The sequence below is a fragment of the Aeromonas sp. FDAARGOS 1409 genome, from assembly GCF_019048705.1.
Lineage (GTDB): Bacteria > Pseudomonadota > Gammaproteobacteria > Enterobacterales > Aeromonadaceae > Aeromonas > Aeromonas sanarellii.
In genome coordinates this window covers 3,346,750-3,362,594 of record NZ_CP077395.1, presented here as the reverse complement: position 1 = coordinate 3,362,594, position 15,845 = coordinate 3,346,750, and the positions used below count along the sequence as shown (strand labels likewise).

Annotated in this window: 13 protein-coding genes and 1 other RNA gene; 3 read left to right on the top strand and 11 right to left on the bottom strand. The window is 63.1% G+C overall.

Translation table 11 applies throughout. The annotated features are described in order from the left end of the window. Positions 1 to 168: 168 nt before the first annotated feature. On the bottom strand, positions 169 to 852 hold the full coding sequence (locus I6L39_RS15780; protein ID WP_223953114.1) for a recombinase family protein: 684 nt from the start codon (positions 850 to 852) through the stop codon (positions 169 to 171). Between the two features lie 403 nt (positions 853 to 1,255). Between I6L39_RS15780 and I6L39_RS15775 the strand changes: the two genes are divergently transcribed. Beyond that, positions 1,256 to 1,879 carry an SEC-C metal-binding domain-containing protein gene (locus tag I6L39_RS15775; RefSeq protein WP_124245254.1) on the top strand — a complete coding sequence of 208 codons (624 nt, stop codon included), beginning with the start codon at positions 1,256 to 1,258 and terminating at the stop codon, positions 1,877 to 1,879. Positions 1,880 to 1,993: 114 nt separating this feature from the next. On the opposite strand, the gene I6L39_RS15770 is transcribed toward I6L39_RS15775, so the two are convergent. The 10 genes from I6L39_RS15770 to I6L39_RS15725 all read right to left on the bottom strand — a co-directional run bounded on the left by I6L39_RS15770 (position 1,994) and on the right by I6L39_RS15725 (position 12,718). Next, positions 1,994 to 3,154 (bottom strand): site-specific integrase, encoded by a 1,161-nt coding sequence (locus I6L39_RS15770; RefSeq protein ID WP_216990179.1) that lies wholly within the window; start codon positions 3,152 to 3,154, stop codon positions 1,994 to 1,996. A 97-nt stretch (positions 3,155 to 3,251) separates the two neighbouring features. Further along, an RNA gene (ffs, locus tag I6L39_RS15765) (signal recognition particle sRNA small type) lies at positions 3,252 to 3,348 on the bottom strand. 101 nt (positions 3,349 to 3,449) lie between these two features. Beyond that, positions 3,450 to 4,238 carry a sulfite exporter TauE/SafE family protein gene (locus tag I6L39_RS15760; RefSeq protein WP_042078254.1) on the bottom strand — a complete coding sequence of 263 codons (789 nt, stop codon included), beginning with the start codon at positions 4,236 to 4,238 and terminating at the stop codon, positions 3,450 to 3,452. A 92-nt stretch (positions 4,239 to 4,330) separates the two neighbouring features. Beyond that, positions 4,331 to 5,767, bottom strand: coding sequence for an arginine-ornithine antiporter (gene arcD / locus I6L39_RS15755; protein WP_042078253.1), 1,437 nt, complete (start codon positions 5,765 to 5,767; stop codon positions 4,331 to 4,333). Between the two features lie 366 nt (positions 5,768 to 6,133). Beyond that, a complete protein-coding gene (locus I6L39_RS15750; RefSeq protein WP_042078252.1) occupies positions 6,134 to 6,892 on the bottom strand; it encodes an SDR family oxidoreductase in 759 nt (252 codons plus the stop codon). Positions 6,893 to 6,963: 71 nt separating this feature from the next. After that, positions 6,964 to 7,884 (bottom strand): 3-hydroxyisobutyrate dehydrogenase, encoded by a 921-nt coding sequence (mmsB, locus tag I6L39_RS15745; protein WP_216990178.1) that lies wholly within the window; start codon positions 7,882 to 7,884, stop codon positions 6,964 to 6,966. A 27-nt stretch (positions 7,885 to 7,911) separates the two neighbouring features. Next, positions 7,912 to 9,036 (bottom strand): enoyl-CoA hydratase/isomerase family protein, encoded by a 1,125-nt coding sequence (locus I6L39_RS15740; RefSeq protein WP_216990177.1) that lies wholly within the window; start codon positions 9,034 to 9,036, stop codon positions 7,912 to 7,914. After that, positions 9,029 to 9,826 (bottom strand): enoyl-CoA hydratase, encoded by a 798-nt coding sequence (locus I6L39_RS15735; RefSeq protein WP_042078249.1) that lies wholly within the window; start codon positions 9,824 to 9,826, stop codon positions 9,029 to 9,031. The genes I6L39_RS15740 and I6L39_RS15735 overlap by 8 nt, the downstream gene beginning before the upstream one ends. A 129-nt stretch (positions 9,827 to 9,955) precedes the next feature. Then, the gene (locus I6L39_RS15730) at positions 9,956 to 11,113 is read right to left on the bottom strand and encodes an acyl-CoA dehydrogenase family protein (RefSeq protein WP_216990176.1); all 1,158 of its coding nucleotides are present in this window, start codon (positions 11,111 to 11,113) and stop codon (positions 9,956 to 9,958) included. Between the two features lie 93 nt (positions 11,114 to 11,206). Beyond that, complete coding sequence (locus I6L39_RS15725; RefSeq protein WP_216990175.1) at positions 11,207 to 12,718, bottom strand: CoA-acylating methylmalonate-semialdehyde dehydrogenase; 1,512 nt, start codon at positions 12,716 to 12,718, stop codon at positions 11,207 to 11,209. Positions 12,719 to 13,003: 285 nt separating this feature from the next. Here I6L39_RS15725 and I6L39_RS15720 point away from each other — a divergent pair, with 285 nt between their 5' ends. Beyond that, entirely contained in the window at positions 13,004 to 14,152 is a 1,149-nt protein-coding gene (locus I6L39_RS15720) for an isovaleryl-CoA dehydrogenase (protein WP_216990174.1), read from the top strand. Positions 14,153 to 14,207: 55 nt separating this feature from the next. Next, positions 14,208 to 15,836, top strand: coding sequence for a carboxyl transferase domain-containing protein (locus I6L39_RS15715; RefSeq protein ID WP_209792092.1), 1,629 nt, complete (start codon positions 14,208 to 14,210; stop codon positions 15,834 to 15,836). Positions 15,837 to 15,845 lie beyond the last annotated feature (9 nt).

The window sequence follows — 15,845 nt, the reverse complement described above, 5'->3', positions numbered from 1 at the left end:
CATCTCAATGATCCTCTGTGATTATCCATGGCCAGCACCTAAGCTACCCCATAGGCCAGTTATGCGATTGCTCAGAGATCGTTTGGTGCGTGTAGTGGTCAACTCATGGTGGAAGATTGAATGAGGAAGCAGAGCGAGAGGAACCCGACTCCTCTTGATGTCTATAGGTTACTCGGATAGTTCCCCGCTCTCTCGCGCCTTCTTCAGCACTCGCATGACGGTAGCTCGTGACATACCAGTCATCTCCACAATGTCCCCCACTGATACGCCATTGCGCCTGAGGTCAACCATGACTTTGTGCTTGGCAACATCAGCTGTGCTTCCCCTGTACTTGCCCGCTTCCTTAGCCTTGGCAATGCCTTCAGCTTGTCGCCTTCTGCGATCCTCATAGTCTTTCCGAGCAAAGGCAGCAAGAAGTTCAAGCATCATCAGGTTCACCGCCCCAAGGATCCTCTGAGTCATGTCTGCGGCTCCAACCTGTCCCTTGTCCATAGCTCCCCAAGAGGTGGGTAGATCCAAAGCGACTATACGCACCCCAGCATCTTCAACGGCTCGTTTGAGTTGCTGCCATTCGGATTCAACTAGACGACTCAGGCGATCCACTTGCTCCAGCAGCAAGACATCTCCAGGTTGAGCGTCAGCCAGCAGACGGGTCAACTCGGGACGCTCCAAGTGTGCGCCAGATACGTTCTCCGCATACCACGCTGCTACTGTATGGCCTCGCTCTTGGGCAAAGTCTGCAAGTGTCTGACGTGCCCGTTGTGCATCTTGTTCTTGTGTACTGGCCCGCAGGTATGCCCTCACAAACATCTTTTCTCCTTGTCTCTCAGTCGTAATGTCAGTGCCGATCATTCATCAGTCATGTCTCAATCATGTAGGCTCACTATAGTTGTCTCATTGAAGTAGGGTCAATGATTTTTTTTATCACTTATTGGGGCACATAAACTATGTATCGTTGATGTATACCCCATTGATACACACAAAAGACCAGAGCCAACGAGGCCCTACTAAGACGAACAGCAGGACATGCTGAAGACGAAGGAGAACTGACGAGCAGTAGGCGGCTAGGAGAGTGGCAGAAGATAGGGGGGACGGGGGATAGTGGGGTGGAGGTAACGCCTTAAAAGTCCTCACGGATTTTTCCAGAATTTACCAATGGAATTCGCAAGATGTCGATTGCGAGCTTCTTGTTGTTGCCCCATCTTCAAACGGGTAACATTAAGCACATTACTTGAGCAATCATACAGGATGCAGAATGCCCAATTTCCCTGCGATTTGCGACAACTGTGGAACCGCGTTTCCATCTGGATTTGCTTTTGAAGGTAGTATCCATAATCTTTCTTTATCAGGTAATAAATCTGGTCCTTGTCCAGCTTGCGGTGGGATGGGTAGTGTCCCCGATGGGGTGTTCAATGTCTTGGGAAATGTCATCGAGATAATTGATGCGCCAAGAAAGACTGTTGAACAATTGAGTCGTTACGTAAACATACTCAATAGAGCCCAAAAGGAAAAACTAACAAGAGAGGAAGTTCAGGAACAAATTGAAAAAGAAGCTCCTGAGTTAGCCTACATCAGCGACATTCTTCCAAAAACAAGAATGGAACTTTACACCTTTCTTGGCCTACTTCTCGCTTTCCTGACAACAGTAATGACCGCAATGTCCTTGATGAAAGACGATAAAACGGTCGTCATTGAACAGCAAATCATCCTGGAACAGACAATCAACAACTTTGGCACATCACGTGCGACCCCATCTACTTCTAGGCCAGATCGTAATTACTCGGACAACCGACCCCGTGCGCAGAAAGTGGGAAGAAATGAGCCTTGTCCTTGTGGTAGTGAACTTAAGTACAAAAAATGCTGTTTAAACATGATTTAGCATTAACATGCCGTCCAATCGGCTCAACCATTGCGACACAAGTTCATCATCTCATAGGGGCACACACCGGCCCCTTCTTCTCGCACTCGCTACCCAGCAAGCTTCTACGCTCGTTCATAGCGCCTCTTCGATAGCTGCCTGCAACTTCTCGACTGCCACGCCACCGCCATACCTGTCGTAACTGATCGCCCCGTTGGTATGCCCCAAGATCGCAGCCGCATACTGAAGCGGTACCCCATGATCCTTCAACGCTGTTGCTACGGTATGCCGCAAGCTGTGGAAGTCTTTGTCTACAGGACGATGACGACTGAACCACTGCCCCCAGAGATGGCTGTAACCGTCTTGTCGATGAGGTAGCTCAGGGAACAACCGTCCCCCTGCCCTTTCCTGCACAAAGCCGATAAAGCCACCAGCAATCAACGAGGAGTGAATAGGGATCAAGCGAGCACTGTTGGCCGTCTTGAGCTTCTGGTCTGGGCGGTTGTCTCTGATGTTCAGGCACCATACCTCGTCGACCTGCTGCACATCGTCTGCGTACAACTGGCAAATCTCATTGGCTCTCGCTCCGGTATACAGGCCGAGCAGCGCTATCCACTTGCGGTATGGCTCCTGTTCCTTCGCCCATTGTATCAACCGCTGTTTCTCCGCAGATGTATAGCTACTTCGAGCATTGACCTCTTTGACCCGCTGTAGCTTGAGCCCAGCAAAGTGATTGACGATGCCCTCGTGGTGATTGCCTAGCCAGACGAACAACAGCGAGAGCTTCTGGAGGTACTTGTTGATAGTCGTCGGGCTCTTCCCTGAGTTCAGTAGCTCGTCCTTGAACTTGACCACATCGGCCTTGCTGTACGCGGTGGGAGATCTATCCCCCAGTGCCTTGATGAAGTAGCCGATGTAGTTCTTCTGATTACTGAGTTCTTTGGGAGCCCAGGATAGGGCCTTCTCTTTCAGATAACGCTCACTGAGTTCTGAGAGTGCAGGGGATGAAATGGCAGAAGGAGTCTCAGAGACTGCCTTAGGAGCAGGATTGGCCGCTGAGGGTGTCTGTTGCTGTAGCCACTGAGGCTCTGGCAGGTAGTTTGGCTGAGGTTCTGGCTGGACAGCCGCTGGTTTTACCCGAGAACGCGCACAGGCAAGCATCTTAGCCACCTGTTCACGAGCGACCAGCTTGTCCCGAGTGCGGAGAGATTTCTTGATGTCTTTGCGGCGACCACAGGGGAGCAGTGTCACCTTGCGGTAGTACCAGATACCTTGAGGACTGAGCCAGAGATTCACAGAGAAGACTCCTGATTCATCCACACAAAGTGGATTACCAAGAGGTCTGAAGAGGGTGATTAGCTGTAACTTATTGAATCTCAGAAACAAGTGGTGGCCCTACCAGCCACATCCCGGCACTCGAGTCCCCCGCCTTGGCTGCTACCTTCCGGTCCTGACCAGGTCGACGGGTTATCAATGCGAGAGGACCAATAGGACCACCGGCGAGGAGAATAGGCAAACTGGCCTGCCAATGCAATGGCTTTCTGCCCTGGGCCTGACCGTTCGCCTGCTTTTTCGGCAATTTTCCAATAAATCAGCTAAATAGCATAAATTTTGCCCCCACCACCAGCATCAGCAGGGCGAACGCCTGCTTGAGCCGCCTGGGGGAGAGGCGATGGGCCAGTTTGGCGCCGAGCCGGGCAAACTGGGTGCTGGTGAGCACTATGCCGAGCAGCGCCGGCAGGTAGACGAATCCGACGCTCCACTCGGGCAGATCGGTGCGGCCCCAGCCCGCATAGAGGTAGCTGAGGCTGCCCGCCACGGCGATGGGGATGCTGCAGGCGGCAGAGGCCGCCACGGCGTTGCGCATGGGCACCGAGTTCCAGCTGAGGTAGGGCACCGTCATGGAGCCGCCACCGATGCCGAACAGGGCGGAGAGCCAGCCGATGACGGTACCCGCGATGCCGGTCCCGACGGGGCCGGGCAGATGGCGCTCCGCCTTGGGCCTGAGGTTGAGCCCCATCTGCAGCGCCATGGTCCAGGCGAAGCAGCCGATGATGATGTTGAGGGTGCTGGCGCTCAGCAGGTTGGCGGTCATGCCACCGAGCCAGGCACCGATCAGCATCCCGGCGCCGAGTCTGCGGATCATCACCCAGTCCACCGCACCGGCCTCCTGGTGCGCCCGCAGGGAGCTGATGCCGGTGAAGATCATGGTGGGCAGGGAGGTGCCAAGCGCCAGGTGGGTGATGATCTCGGGGGAAACCCCCTGTGCGTGAAAACTCAGGACCAGCACGGGGACGATGATGAGCCCGCCACCGATGCCGAACAGCCCGGCCAGCATGCCCGCAAAGGCCCCCAATACCAGATACCCCACAAACAGCATAAAAATTCCTTCACCGAGTGAATGGCGGTCAAGTTGACCATTAATTCGCATAAAAAAAGAGATGGCGCCAGGCCATCTCTTTATTGTGCCGATTAATGCAGGGGAATGGTACCGTCCATCACCTTGTAGAAGGCCAGCACGGCGCAACCGAGCAGGGCCGCCGTCATCCCCTGCTCCAGCCGGTTGAGGCTGCGCAGGCCATGGTGCTGGCGCGCCTTCCAGTAGATGAAGATGCCCGGGCTGTAGAGCAGCGCCACCAACAAGAGGTACTCCACCCCGGCGGCATAGACCAGCCAGCAACCGTAGACGGTGGCCACCAGGGCCAGCAGCAGGTCGCGCTTGCGCTGGTGTGGCTGGTGCTCGTAGGTCTGCCCCGAGAGCGCCAGCTTGAGGCCGTAGGCACCGGAGAAGACGTAGGGCACCAGGGCCGCCGAGGTGGCGATGTTCACCAGCGCCAGATAGGTGCTGCTCTGGAAGTAGATGATGATGAGGAAGATCTGCACCAGGCAGGTGGAGCACCAGAGCGACACCTGGGGCGAGCCGTTCTTGTTCTCCCTGGCGAACCAGGCCGGGAAGACACCGGTCTTGCCGGCGATGTAGGGCACTTCCGCCGCCAGCACTGTCCAGCTCAGCAGGGCCCCCATCACCGAGATCACCAGGCCGATGTTGATGAGCCAGGCGCCCCAGGGGCCGACCACGGCCTCCAGGATCATGGCGGTGGAGGGGTTCTTGAGCGCCGCCAGCTGCGGCTGGTTCATGACCCCGAGGGAGAACAGGGTCACCATGACGTAGAGCGCCAGGGCGCCGAGCAGGGCCAGCACGGTGGCACGGCCCACGTCCTTGCGATGGCGGGCCCGGGCGGAGACCACCACGGCCCCCTCGATGCCGATGAAGACCCAGAGCGTCACCTTCATGGTGGACTTCACCTGATCCATCACGGAGCCGAGCTCGGGGCTCCCCTGCCCCCAGAGATCCAGGGTGAAGGTCTCCATGTTGAAGGCGAGCAGGATGGCGACGCAGAAGACGATGAGGGGCACCATCTTGGCGATGGTGGTGACTATGTTCACCAGGGCCGCCACCTGGATGCCGCGCAGCACCAAGGCATGCACCGACCAGATAAGCAGGGAGGCGAGCGTGATGGCGACCGGGGTGTTGCCGTCACCGAAGATGACTTTGTCCGGCGTGTCGAAGAAGTAGCTCAGGGCGCTGAACACCACGATGGCATAGGAGACGTTGGCCAGCAGCTGGCAGAGCCAGTAGCCCCAGGCCGCGTTGAAACCGACGAAGTCACCGAAACCGGCCTTGGCGTAGCTGAAGATGCCGCCGTCGAGATCCGGACGACGCATGGAGAGGTTCTGGTACACCAGGGCCAGGCAGATCATGCCGATCCCCGTGATCGCCCATCCCAGGGCGACGGCCCCGGCGCTGGCGTGCGCCGCGATGTTTTGTGGCAGACTGAAGACCCCGGCGCCGACCATGGAGCCGATCACCAGCGAAATGAGGGCGCCCAGCCCTAGTTTCTTGTCCATCTCAAACCTGTTTTCTTAGGCGGCGGCTGAGCATCCGTATTCATACAGCGCGCGACATGGGAGGGGCGAAAAATCCATACCCCGTGAAAAAGGCGGCAACTATATTGCATGACTATTCCGACCGCAATCCCTCCTGCCGTCAATCATGAGCCACCTTGACCGCGCGCAATTTTACAGCACTGACCCGGGGGGCCTGTGAGCTGGTTCAAATTAAGAGAGACCCGTTGATCTTTCACGTTTTTTCATGATGTCACCCGGTGTTTTCGGGACCAGACCTGCATGGCTATGCATCCCCCGGGATCGCCTGCCGGGCGCGCCCATGAAAACGCCCCGGGAGTCGGGGCGTGGAGTCAAGGGGAAGTGGGGCTAGAGCCTCAGCCCGCCATCTATCTCGATCATCCGCCCCGACAGATAGTCGTTGGCGAGGATGAACTGCACCGTCTGGGCCAGCTGGGCCGCTTCCCCCAGGTGCCCCACCGGGATGGCCTGCTGCATCCGGGCCATGGCTTCGGGTTTCATGGCCGCCGTCATGTCGGTGGCAAAGACCCCGGGGGCTATGCCCATCACCCGGATGCCGTGGCGGGCCAGCTCCCGCCCCCAGGTCACCACCAATGAGGCCACCCCCGCCTTGCTGGCGGCATAGTTGCTCTGACCCATGTTGCCGGCCCGGGCGATGGAGGAGATGTTGATGATGACGCCCTGCCCCCCTCGCGCCATCAGCGCCGCCCCCTCGCGGCCACACAGGAAGGTGCCGGTGAGGTTGACGTCGATAACCGCCTGCCACTGGGCCAGGCTCATCTTCTCCACCAGCTCCCCCTCCTTCACCTTGATGAGCATGCCGTCGCGCAGGATGCCGGCACAGTTCACGAGACCGTGCAGGGCGCCGAACTGCTCGTCGATGGCGGCGAAGGCCGCCTCCACCTCCGGCTCGCTCGCCACGTTGCAGACGAAGAGGGCGCAGCGGCCGTCACGGCTGTGCACCTCGGCCTCGGTCACCTCCAGGTCGGCGCGGTTGACATCCATGAGCGCAAGCACGGCCCCCTGCTCTGCCAGGCTCAGGGCGATGGCGCGACCCAGGCCCCTTCCGGCCCCCGTGATGGCGATGACTTTCTGTTTGATATCCATAAATGCTCCTGGTGAGATGGCCGGTGACTGTCGAGTCAAAGACTATCGGGTAAAAAGGTAGATAGCGGTCCTTAACCCGGCGCTGTCTTGTCCCGATAGAGCTCGAGGATGCTGGAGAAATCCTTGTTCTCCTGGCCCTGGCTCGCGTGCAGGTTGAAGAGGTTTCGGGCCAGGGCCCCCATGGGCACGGCGCTGTGGGCATGCTCGGCGAGCGCCATGGCGAGCCCCAGGTCCTTGACCATCAGCCGGGTCATAAAGCCCCCTGCATACCCACGGGACGCCGGGGTGTTTTCCATCACCCCGGGCCAGGGGTTGTAGCGTTCCAGGCTCCAGTTGTTGCCCGAGCTCTTGCCCATGATGGTGGAGAGGACGCTCGGGTCCAGCCCCTCCTTCACCCCGAGCGCCAGGGCCTCCGCGGTGCCCGCCATGTGGATGGCGAGCAGCATGTTGTTGCACATCTTGGCGATCTGGCCCGCCCCGAGCGCCCCGGCGTGGAACAGGTTCTGCCCCATGCAGGCGAGCACGGATCTGGCCGCCTCAAAATCGGCCTGTTCACCGCCGACGATAAAGGTCAAAGTGCCCGCCGTGGCGCCCGCCACGCCCCCCGAGACGGGGGCATCGATAAAGCGGATGCCGCGCGAGGTCGCCGCCTCCCCCACCCGGCGGGCCGAGGCCACGTCTATGGTGGAGCAGTCGATCACCAGGGCCCCCGCAGGCAGGGCCGCCAACAAGTCCTGACCACCCCGCTCACCGGCACTCTCGCCGAGCCAGAGCCCGCGCACGTGCTCGCCGGCCGGCAGCATGCTGATCACCACCTCGCAGCCGCTTACCGCCTCGCGGGCATCCCCGGCGGCGATGCAACCGTCCTTGACTGCCCGATCCAGGTGCTCGGGCACCAGATCGAAGACCTGCACGGCGTGTCCCGCCTTGGCCAGGTTGGCGGCCATGGGCCCCCCCATGTTGCCGAGCCCGATAAATCCCATCCTTGTCATGGTGTGCTCCTTGTGTGTGATCCCGCGTCAGCAGGCGGGGCGCAGAGGGTTGTTCCCTTGTGGCCAGCGATAGAAATCGTCGAGCCAGTCAGCGCCGGGCCGGGGCGCCTGCCAGCGGGGGGACTTGTCCTTGTCGATGAGCAGGGCCCGCACCCCTTCCACAAAATCCCCCCTGAGCACGCAGTTGACCGAGAGCGCCAGCTCGTCGGCAAACACCTCGGCCAGGGACTGGCGGCGCGCCTGCCAATACTGGCGCCAGAGGATGGCGCGGCTGATGGGGCTGCCGCTCTGGCAGATCTCCCTTGCCTGGGCCAGGCCGGCCTCTGCATCCTCGAAGCTGGCCTCAAACAACCGGGCCAACACCCCTTCCAGGCTGCGGCCCGCCAGCAGGCCATCGATGCGAGCCTGATGGGGCAGGATCACCGGCGCAGGCAGCCGCGCCGTCACCTCCCTGTGCAGCCCCCTGAACAGCCGATCCAGCTGCTCGCGGGGATCCTGGCATTCATCCGCACAGGAAGACCAGTCGAGGGCGGCCAGGCGGGGCAGCAGCTCGGCGCGCTCAGGGCTCGCCATGGCGTGATCCGCAAGCCCGAGGCCGATGGCATCCGCCCCGTTGAAGCGGGCGCCGGTGAGGCCGAGCCAGAGCCCGAGCCGACCCGGCATCCGGCTCAGGAACCAGCTGGCCCCCACGTCCGGGTAGAGGCCTATGGTCACCTCCGGCATGGCGAACAGGCTCCGCTCGGTCACGATCCGGAACGCGGCGCCGGCAAAGAGGCCGATGCCTCCCCCCATGCAGATGCCGTCCGCCACGCAGATTAGCGGCTTGGTGTAGCGGTGGATATGGTGATCGAGCCGGTATTCCTGCTCGAAGAAGTCGCGGGCATAGACAAACAGTTCCGACTCGCTCGCCTCCTGCTTGCGGTAATAAAAGGAGCGGATGTCGCCACCGGCGCAGAACGCCTTCTCCCCCGTCCCCTGCAACAGCACGCAGACGATGGACGAGTCCTGCTCCCAGGCGGTGAGCGCCTCCTGCAGGATCTGGATCATCGGCAGGCTCAGGGCATTGAGGGAGGCGGGGCTGTCCAGGGTCAGCACGCCCAGCTTGTGGCCATCGGCGGTGGGACAGGTTTCTACGCGTACGGGTCTATTCATTCGTCGCTCCATCGGGCTTGTCATATCGCCAGCGCGGGGCGCGCTTCTCGAGGAAGGCCGCCACCCCCTCGCGCTGGTTGGGATCCGCAAACAACTCGAGGAAGAGGCTGCGCTCGCGCGGCAGCGCCGCGTCTCTATGGGTGCTGCGGCCCTGGTTGATAAGCGTCTTGCAGGCGCGCAGGGCGCTCGGGCTCTGGCGCTCAACCAATTGCGCCATCTGCTGCGCCGCCGTCCAGGCGTGTCCCTGGGTCACGACCTCCTCCACCAGCCCCATCTCGTAGGCCAGGGTGGCGCTCACCTTCTCGCCGCACAGGATCATCCGCTTGGCCCAGCCCGGCCCCACCAGCTCGGTGAGTCGCTGGGTGCCGCCGGCGCAGGGCAAGAGCCCCACCGAGGCCTCCGGCAAGCCCAGCTTGGCCTGCTGCTCGGCGATGCGGATGTCGCAGGCCAGCGCCACCTCCAGCCCGCCCCCCATGGCGTAGCCGTTGATGGCGGCGATGCTGACCCCATGGAAACGGGCCAGGGCCTCGAAGGCGCGGCCGAACGCCTCGGCCACCTCGCGGGCGTGCTCCAGGTTGCCGTCGGCGAACATCTTGAGATCGGCGCCGGCGCAGAAGAACTTCTCCCCGGCGCCGCGGATCACCAGGGCCACCACGTCGGGGCGGCTGTCGAGCTCCACCATCATCTGCAGGAAGGCCTGCAGGCTGGCGAGGGTCCAGGTGTTGGCGGGCGGGTGATCGAGGGTGATGTAGGCCACGTGACCGTGGTATTCGAGCCTGATCCTTGTCATTGCATCGTCCTTGTCATGGAAACCTGCCCATGATGGCAGGGTTGAATGGCGCCGACTCTCGGCTGGCTCACACAGCCAGACGGCGAACGGGCCTCGCCGCTACTGGCCAGGGGGCCCCAAGGAGCCCCATCACTCCAGCGACAGGCCGGGGGCGGCCAGCAGACGGCGGGCGATGATGAGCCGCATCACCTCGTTCGTCCCCTCCAGGATGCGGTGCACCCGGGTGTCGCGCAGGTAGCGCTCCAGGGGGTACTCGCGGATATAACCATAGCCGCCAAAGAGTTGCAGGGCTTCGTCGCAGATGCGGTGGCCCACGTCGGTGGCAAAGCGCTTGGCCATGGCGCACCAGGCGCTCTTGTCCGGGCTGCCTCCGTCGAGCTTGGCGGCGGCCTGGCGCACCAGCAGGCGGGCGGCGGCGAGCTCGGTGGCCATGTCGGCGAGGCGGAACTGCACGCTCTGGAATTCGCTGATCGGACGCCCAAATTGCTGGCGCTGGCGCACATGGGCCAGGGCGTCGTCCAGCGCCTGCTGGGCGGTGCCGAGGGAACAGCTCGCGATATTGATGCGCCCGCCATCGAGTGCCTGCATGGCAAACCTGAAGCCCTCCCCCTCCTCCCCCAGCCGGTAGCGGGCGGGGATGCGCACGGCGCTGAAATTCACCTCCCGGGTCGGCTGGCTGTTCCAGCCCATCTTCTCCTCCGCCTTGCCATAGCTCACCCCGGGCGTATCGGCGGGCACCATAAAGGCGGAGATCCCCTTGGCCCCCTCGCCGCCGGTGCGGGCCATCACCACCAGCACCTGGGTGCTACCCGCCCCGGAGATAAACACCTTGCTGCCGTCGATGAGGTAGTCATCGCCGTCCCGCACCGCGCGAGTCTTGAGGGCCGCCGCATCCGACCCGGCCCCCGGCTCGGTGAGGCAGTAGGAGCCCAGCAGCTCGCCGCTGGCGAGCCTCGGCACCCACTCCTCGGCCACCTCAGGAGGCAGCCAGCTGCCCAGCATCCAGCTCACCATGTTGTGGATGGTGAGATAGGCCGTGGTGGAGGTGCAGCCCATGGCGAGGCGCTCGAAGATCAGGCTGGCATCGAGGCGGCTCAGGCCCAGGCCGTCGTATTGTTCCGGGGTGTAGAGGCCGCACAGCCCCAGCGCCGCCGCCTGCTTGATGGTGGGGATGGGGAACTCGTGCTCCCTGTCCCAGCGCGCGGCGTGGGGTTTGAGCGCCAGATCGGCGAAGGCGCCGGCCGACTCGACACAGGCTCGTTGGGATTCGGTCAGGGTAAAATCCATCTTGTTCGCTTCCTCGTTATCTCAATCGTTCGGGCCACTCAAGGCAGGTGGCCGGTCGTGGCTGTCCCGGCGGGAGTGCCTTAGGCCCATCCCTCAACGCAAATGGATGGTCATATTGGGCCCGCCCGGTATGTCCTCGTCGAACCAGCGCTCCGTCACCGTCTTGGTCTCGGTGTAGAAACGCACCGCCTGCTTGCCATAGGCGTGCAGATCCCCGTAGAAGGAGCCGCGCCAGCCGGTGAAGGAGAAGAACGGCAGCGGCACCGGGATCGGCACGTTGATCCCCACCTGGCCCACCGCCACCTCGTGGCGAAACTTGCGGGCCGCGGCGCCGCAGCCGGTGAAGAGGGAGGTGCCGTTGCCGTAGGGGTTGGCGTTGATGAGGGCAAGCGCCTCGTCCAGGCTCTCCACCTCGAGGCAGACCAGCACGGGCCCGAAGATCTCCTCTCTATAGATGCGCATCTCGGGCGTCACGCCGCGAAACAGGGTGGGCCCCACCCAGTTGCCCACAGGGTAGCCGGGCACGTCGCAGAAGCGGCCGTCCAGCAGGCACTCGGCCCCCTCGGCGATCCCCGCCTCGATAAGACCTTCCACCCTGACTTTGGCCTCGGGGCTGATAAGGGGACCGTAGGCCGCCTCTGGATCGTGCCAGACGCCGGGTTTCACCCTGGCAAACTCGGCGGCGAGCTCGGGGATCCACTCCCTGGCGCTCCCCACGAACACCGCCACGCTGATGGCCATGCAGCGCTGGCCGGCGGCGCCCACCCCGGCCCCCACCAGGTTGCCGAGCACCTGCCCCTTGTTGGCATCCGGCATGATCACCATGTGGTTCTTGGCGCCGACGAAGCACTGGGCCCGCTTGAGCTGCGACGTGGCGGTGCGATAGACGTGGGCGCCCACCCGGGCCGACCCCACGAAGCTCACCGCCTTGACGTCGGGATGGGCCAGCAGCGCATCCACCTGCTCGGCGCCGCCGTGCACCACCGACAGAATGCCCGCTGGCGCCCCTGCCTCGGCGAACAGCTGTGCCAGGCGCATGGGGGTGAGCGGGTCCTGCTCCGAGGGCTTGAGCACGAAGCCATTGCCGCAGGCCACCGCCAGCGGGAACATCCAGAGCGGGATCATGGCCGGGAAATTGAACGGCGTGATGCCCACGCACACCCCGAGCGGCTGCACCCAGGAGTGGCCGTCCACCCGGCGCGCCACGTTGCCCATGGTCTCCCCCAGGGTCTGGCTCGCGATGGCGCAGGCCTGCTCCACCACCTCGATGCCGCGCCACACATCCCCCTTGGCGTCCGCCAGATTCTTGCCCGTCTCCTGGGCCAGCAGGGTCGCCAGCTCGTCGTGATGCACCTTCAAGAGATGCTGGTAGTTGAACATCACCCGGGCCCGCTCCGAGGCCGGCACCTCCCGCCACTGCAGATAGGCGTCGTGGGCGGTGCGCACCGCGAGTGCGATCTCTCCCTGGGTGGCTTTCGGTACCCGCGCCAGCAGGCTCTGATCCGCCGGGTTGGTCACCTCGATCCACTGCTCGCTCGCCGACGGGTAGGCCTCGCCGCCGATATGGAGCGGCAGATCCCCGTACTGGGTATGGTATTGGCTCATGCCGCCCCCTCCTCTGGTTGACAGGAAATGGCGGCTCGCGACGGACCCGCCTCCCCCATGCACATGCTGTTCATCCTGTTCGCTCCTTGCGGTTGCCCACCCGAAGGGATCCCCTTGCAGTCGGCAGGCAACGAATTTACCTTAGACTAACAACTCATTTACGTTTACGCTAACGTAAACTTGATTCATGAATGGACTGACCAGTGCCAACTGTGCCAACCCGCCTGGGTGAGCCCACCGCACTCGGTCCCACAGAACGGAACCCCCAGGAAAAGGAGAGCACGGATGCATGCCCTGATGGACGACACCCTCCAGACCCTGACCGAACAGGTCGAGGCCTTCTGCCAGAAAATCATCGCGCCGCGCGCCGAGGAGATAGACAGGAGCAACGCCTTCCCCCGGGATCTCTGGCCGCAGATGGGTGAGCTGGGGCTGCACGGCATCACGGTGGCAGAGGCCTATGGCGGGGTGGACCTGGGTTACCTCGCCCATGTACTGGTCATGGAGCAGGTGAGCCGCGCCAGCGCCTCGGTCGGTCTCTCCTACGGCGCCCACTCCAACCTCTGCATCAACCAGATCCACCGTCACGGCACCCCTGATCAGAAGGCCCGCTACCTACCTGATCTGGTCAGCGGTAAACACGTGGGGGCGCTGGCCATGAGCGAGCCGGGGGCCGGCTCCGACGTGGTCGCCATGCGCCTGAGCGCAGAAGAGAGGGGCGATCACTTCCTGCTGAGCGGCAACAAGATGTGGATCACCAACGGGCCCGATGCGGACACCTTCGTCATCTATGCCAAGACGGATCCCGCCGCCGGTCCCAGAGGCATTTCCGCCTTCATCGTGGAGAAAGGGACGCCGGGCTTTACCACGGCCCAGAAGCTCGACAAGCTCGGCATGCGCGGCTCCAGCACCTGCGAGCTGGTGTTCGAGGCGTGCAAGGTGCCCAAGGAGAATCTCCTCGGCCCCCTGCACGGCGGCGTCCGGGTGCTGATGAGCGGCCTCGACTACGAGCGTGTGGTGCTGGCGGCCGGGCCGCTCGGCATCATGCAGGCCTGCATGGACGTGGTGCTGCCCTATGTGCGCGAGCGCAAGCAGTTCGGTCAGGCCATCGGCGAGTTCCAGCTGGTGCAGGGCAAGCTCGCCGACATGTATACCCGTCTCGCCAGCAGCCGGGCCCTGGTCTATTCGGTGGCCTCGGCCTGCGACAAGGGGCATACCAGCCGCAAGGATTGCGCCGCCGCCATCCTGTTTGCCGCCGAAAACGCCACCCAGATGGCTCTGGACGCCATCCAGCTGCTGGGGGGCAACGGCTATATCAACGACTATCCCACAGGCCGCCTGCTTCGGGACGCCAAGCTCTACGAGATCGGCGCCGGCACCTCGGAGATCCGCCGCTGGCTCATCGGCCGCGAACTGATGGGGGAACACGCATGAAGCATGTCGCCCCGTCCACCACCATCGGCAACGACGCGCCCAGGGGAGAAGGCAGATGAGCCGCATCCACTCCCGTCTCGACACGGCCAGCCCCGACTACCTCGCCAACAGATCCGCCATGCAGGGGCTGATCGAGGATCTCCATGCCCGGCTGGAGGAGATAGCCCAGGGGGGCGGCGCCGCCAACAACGCCCGCCACCAGGCCCGGGGCAAGCTGCTCCCCAGGGAGCGCATCGACCGGTTGCTGGACCCGGGCTCCCCCTTCCTCGAGCTCTCGGCCCTGGCCGCCTGGCAGGTCTATGACGAGCCGGTGCCCGCCGCTGGCATCCTCACCGGCATAGGCCGGGTCTCTGGCCGGCTCTGCATGCTGGTGGTGAACGACGCCACCGTGAAGGGCGGCACCTACTACCCCCTCACGGTGAAGAAACATCTGCGCGCCCAGGCCATCGCCGAGCGGCTGCGCCTCCCCTGCCTCTATCTGGTGGATTCCGGTGGTGCCTTCCTGCCCATGCAGGACGAGGTGTTCCCCGATCGGGACCACTTCGGCCGCATCTTCTACAACCAGGCGCGCATGTCGGCCAAGGGCATCCCCCAGCTCGCGGTGGTGATGGGACTCTGTACCGCCGGCGGCGCCTATGTGCCCGCCATGGCGGACGAGTCCATCATGGTCAAGGACCAGGCCACCATCTTCCTGGCGGGCCCGCCGCTGGTGAAGGCCGCCACCGGCGAGGAGATCAGCGCCGAGGCCCTGGGCGGCGCCCTGGTGCACTGCGCCCACTCCGGGGTGGCGGATCACCTGGCGCAAGACGATGCCCATGCCCTGGCGATTGCCCGCACCCTGGTGAGCAACCTGGGGGCCAACAATCCGGGAGAGTCACCCGCCCAATCCAGCGCCGCCCATGACGAACCGCTCTACCCCATCGAGGAGCTCTATGGCCTGGTGGGCACCAGTCTCAAGCGCCCCTATGACGCCCGGGAGCTGATCGCCCGTCTGGTGGATGGCTCTGAACTCGACGAATTCAAGGCGCTGTTCGGCACCACCCTCGTCACCGGCTTTGCCCGGATCCAAGGCATACAAGTGGGGATCCTCGCCAACAACGGGGTGCTGCACAGCGACAGCGCCCAGAAGGGCGCCCACTTCATCCAGCTCTGCAATAAACGCGCGATTCCCCTGCTGTTCCTGCAGAACATCACCGGCTTTATGGTGGGCAGCCAAGCGGAACAAGAGGGCATCGCCAAGCACGGCGCCAAGCTGGTCACCGCCGTGGCCTGCAGCCGGGTACCCAAGATCACCCTGATCGTCGGCGGCAGCTTCGGCGCCGGCAACTACGGCATGTGCGGGCGCGCCTATGAACCCGATTTTCTCTTCAGCTGGCCCAACAGCCGCATCTCGGTGATGGGGGGCGAGCAGGCGGCCGGCGTGCTGGTGCAGGTGCGCCGTGACAGGCTGGCCGCCGAGGGCAAGGCCTTGAGCGAGCAGGAGGCCGAGGCCATCCGCGCCCCCGTGATAGCGCAGTATGAGCAGCAGGGTCACCCCTATTACGCCAGCGCCAGGCTGTGGGACGACGGCGTCATCGATCCGGCCCAGAGCCGCACCGTGCTGGCCCTGGCGCTGGCCACCTGCCAGGGGGCCCTGTCAGCCTCAACAACCAGCCCCGAGCAGTACGGCATCTTCCGGATGTAAGGAGTTCGA

Excerpts from the sequence above, each read along its gene's own strand:
- I6L39_RS15735 (WP_042078249.1), bottom strand. The coding sequence starts at position 9,826 with ATGACAAGGATCAGGCTCGAATACCACGGTCACGTGGCCTACATCACC.
- I6L39_RS15760 (WP_042078254.1), bottom strand. The coding sequence starts at position 4,238 with ATGCTGTTTGTGGGGTATCTGGTATTGGGGGCCTTTGCGGGCATGCTG.
- I6L39_RS15750 (WP_042078252.1), bottom strand. The coding sequence starts at position 6,892 with ATGGATATCAAACAGAAAGTCATCGCCATCACGGGGGCCGGAAGGGGC.
- arcD (WP_042078253.1), bottom strand. The coding sequence starts at position 5,767 with ATGGACAAGAAACTAGGGCTGGGCGCCCTCATTTCGCTGGTGATCGGC.
- I6L39_RS15730 (WP_216990176.1), bottom strand. The coding sequence starts at position 11,113 with ATGGATTTTACCCTGACCGAATCCCAACGAGCCTGTGTCGAGTCGGCC.
- mmsB (WP_216990178.1), bottom strand. The coding sequence starts at position 7,884 with ATGACAAGGATGGGATTTATCGGGCTCGGCAACATGGGGGGGCCCATG.
- I6L39_RS15780 (WP_223953114.1), bottom strand. The coding sequence starts at position 852 with ATGATCGGCACTGACATTACGACTGAGAGACAAGGAGAAAAGATGTTT.
- I6L39_RS15715 (WP_209792092.1), top strand. The coding sequence starts at position 14,208 with ATGAGCCGCATCCACTCCCGTCTCGACACGGCCAGCCCCGACTACCTC.
- I6L39_RS15775 (WP_124245254.1), top strand. The coding sequence starts at position 1,256 with ATGCCCAATTTCCCTGCGATTTGCGACAACTGTGGAACCGCGTTTCCA.
- I6L39_RS15720 (WP_216990174.1), top strand. The coding sequence starts at position 13,004 with ATGCATGCCCTGATGGACGACACCCTCCAGACCCTGACCGAACAGGTC.
- I6L39_RS15725 (WP_216990175.1), bottom strand. The coding sequence starts at position 12,718 with ATGAGCCAATACCATACCCAGTACGGGGATCTGCCGCTCCATATCGGC.
- I6L39_RS15740 (WP_216990177.1), bottom strand. The coding sequence starts at position 9,036 with ATGAATAGACCCGTACGCGTAGAAACCTGTCCCACCGCCGATGGCCAC.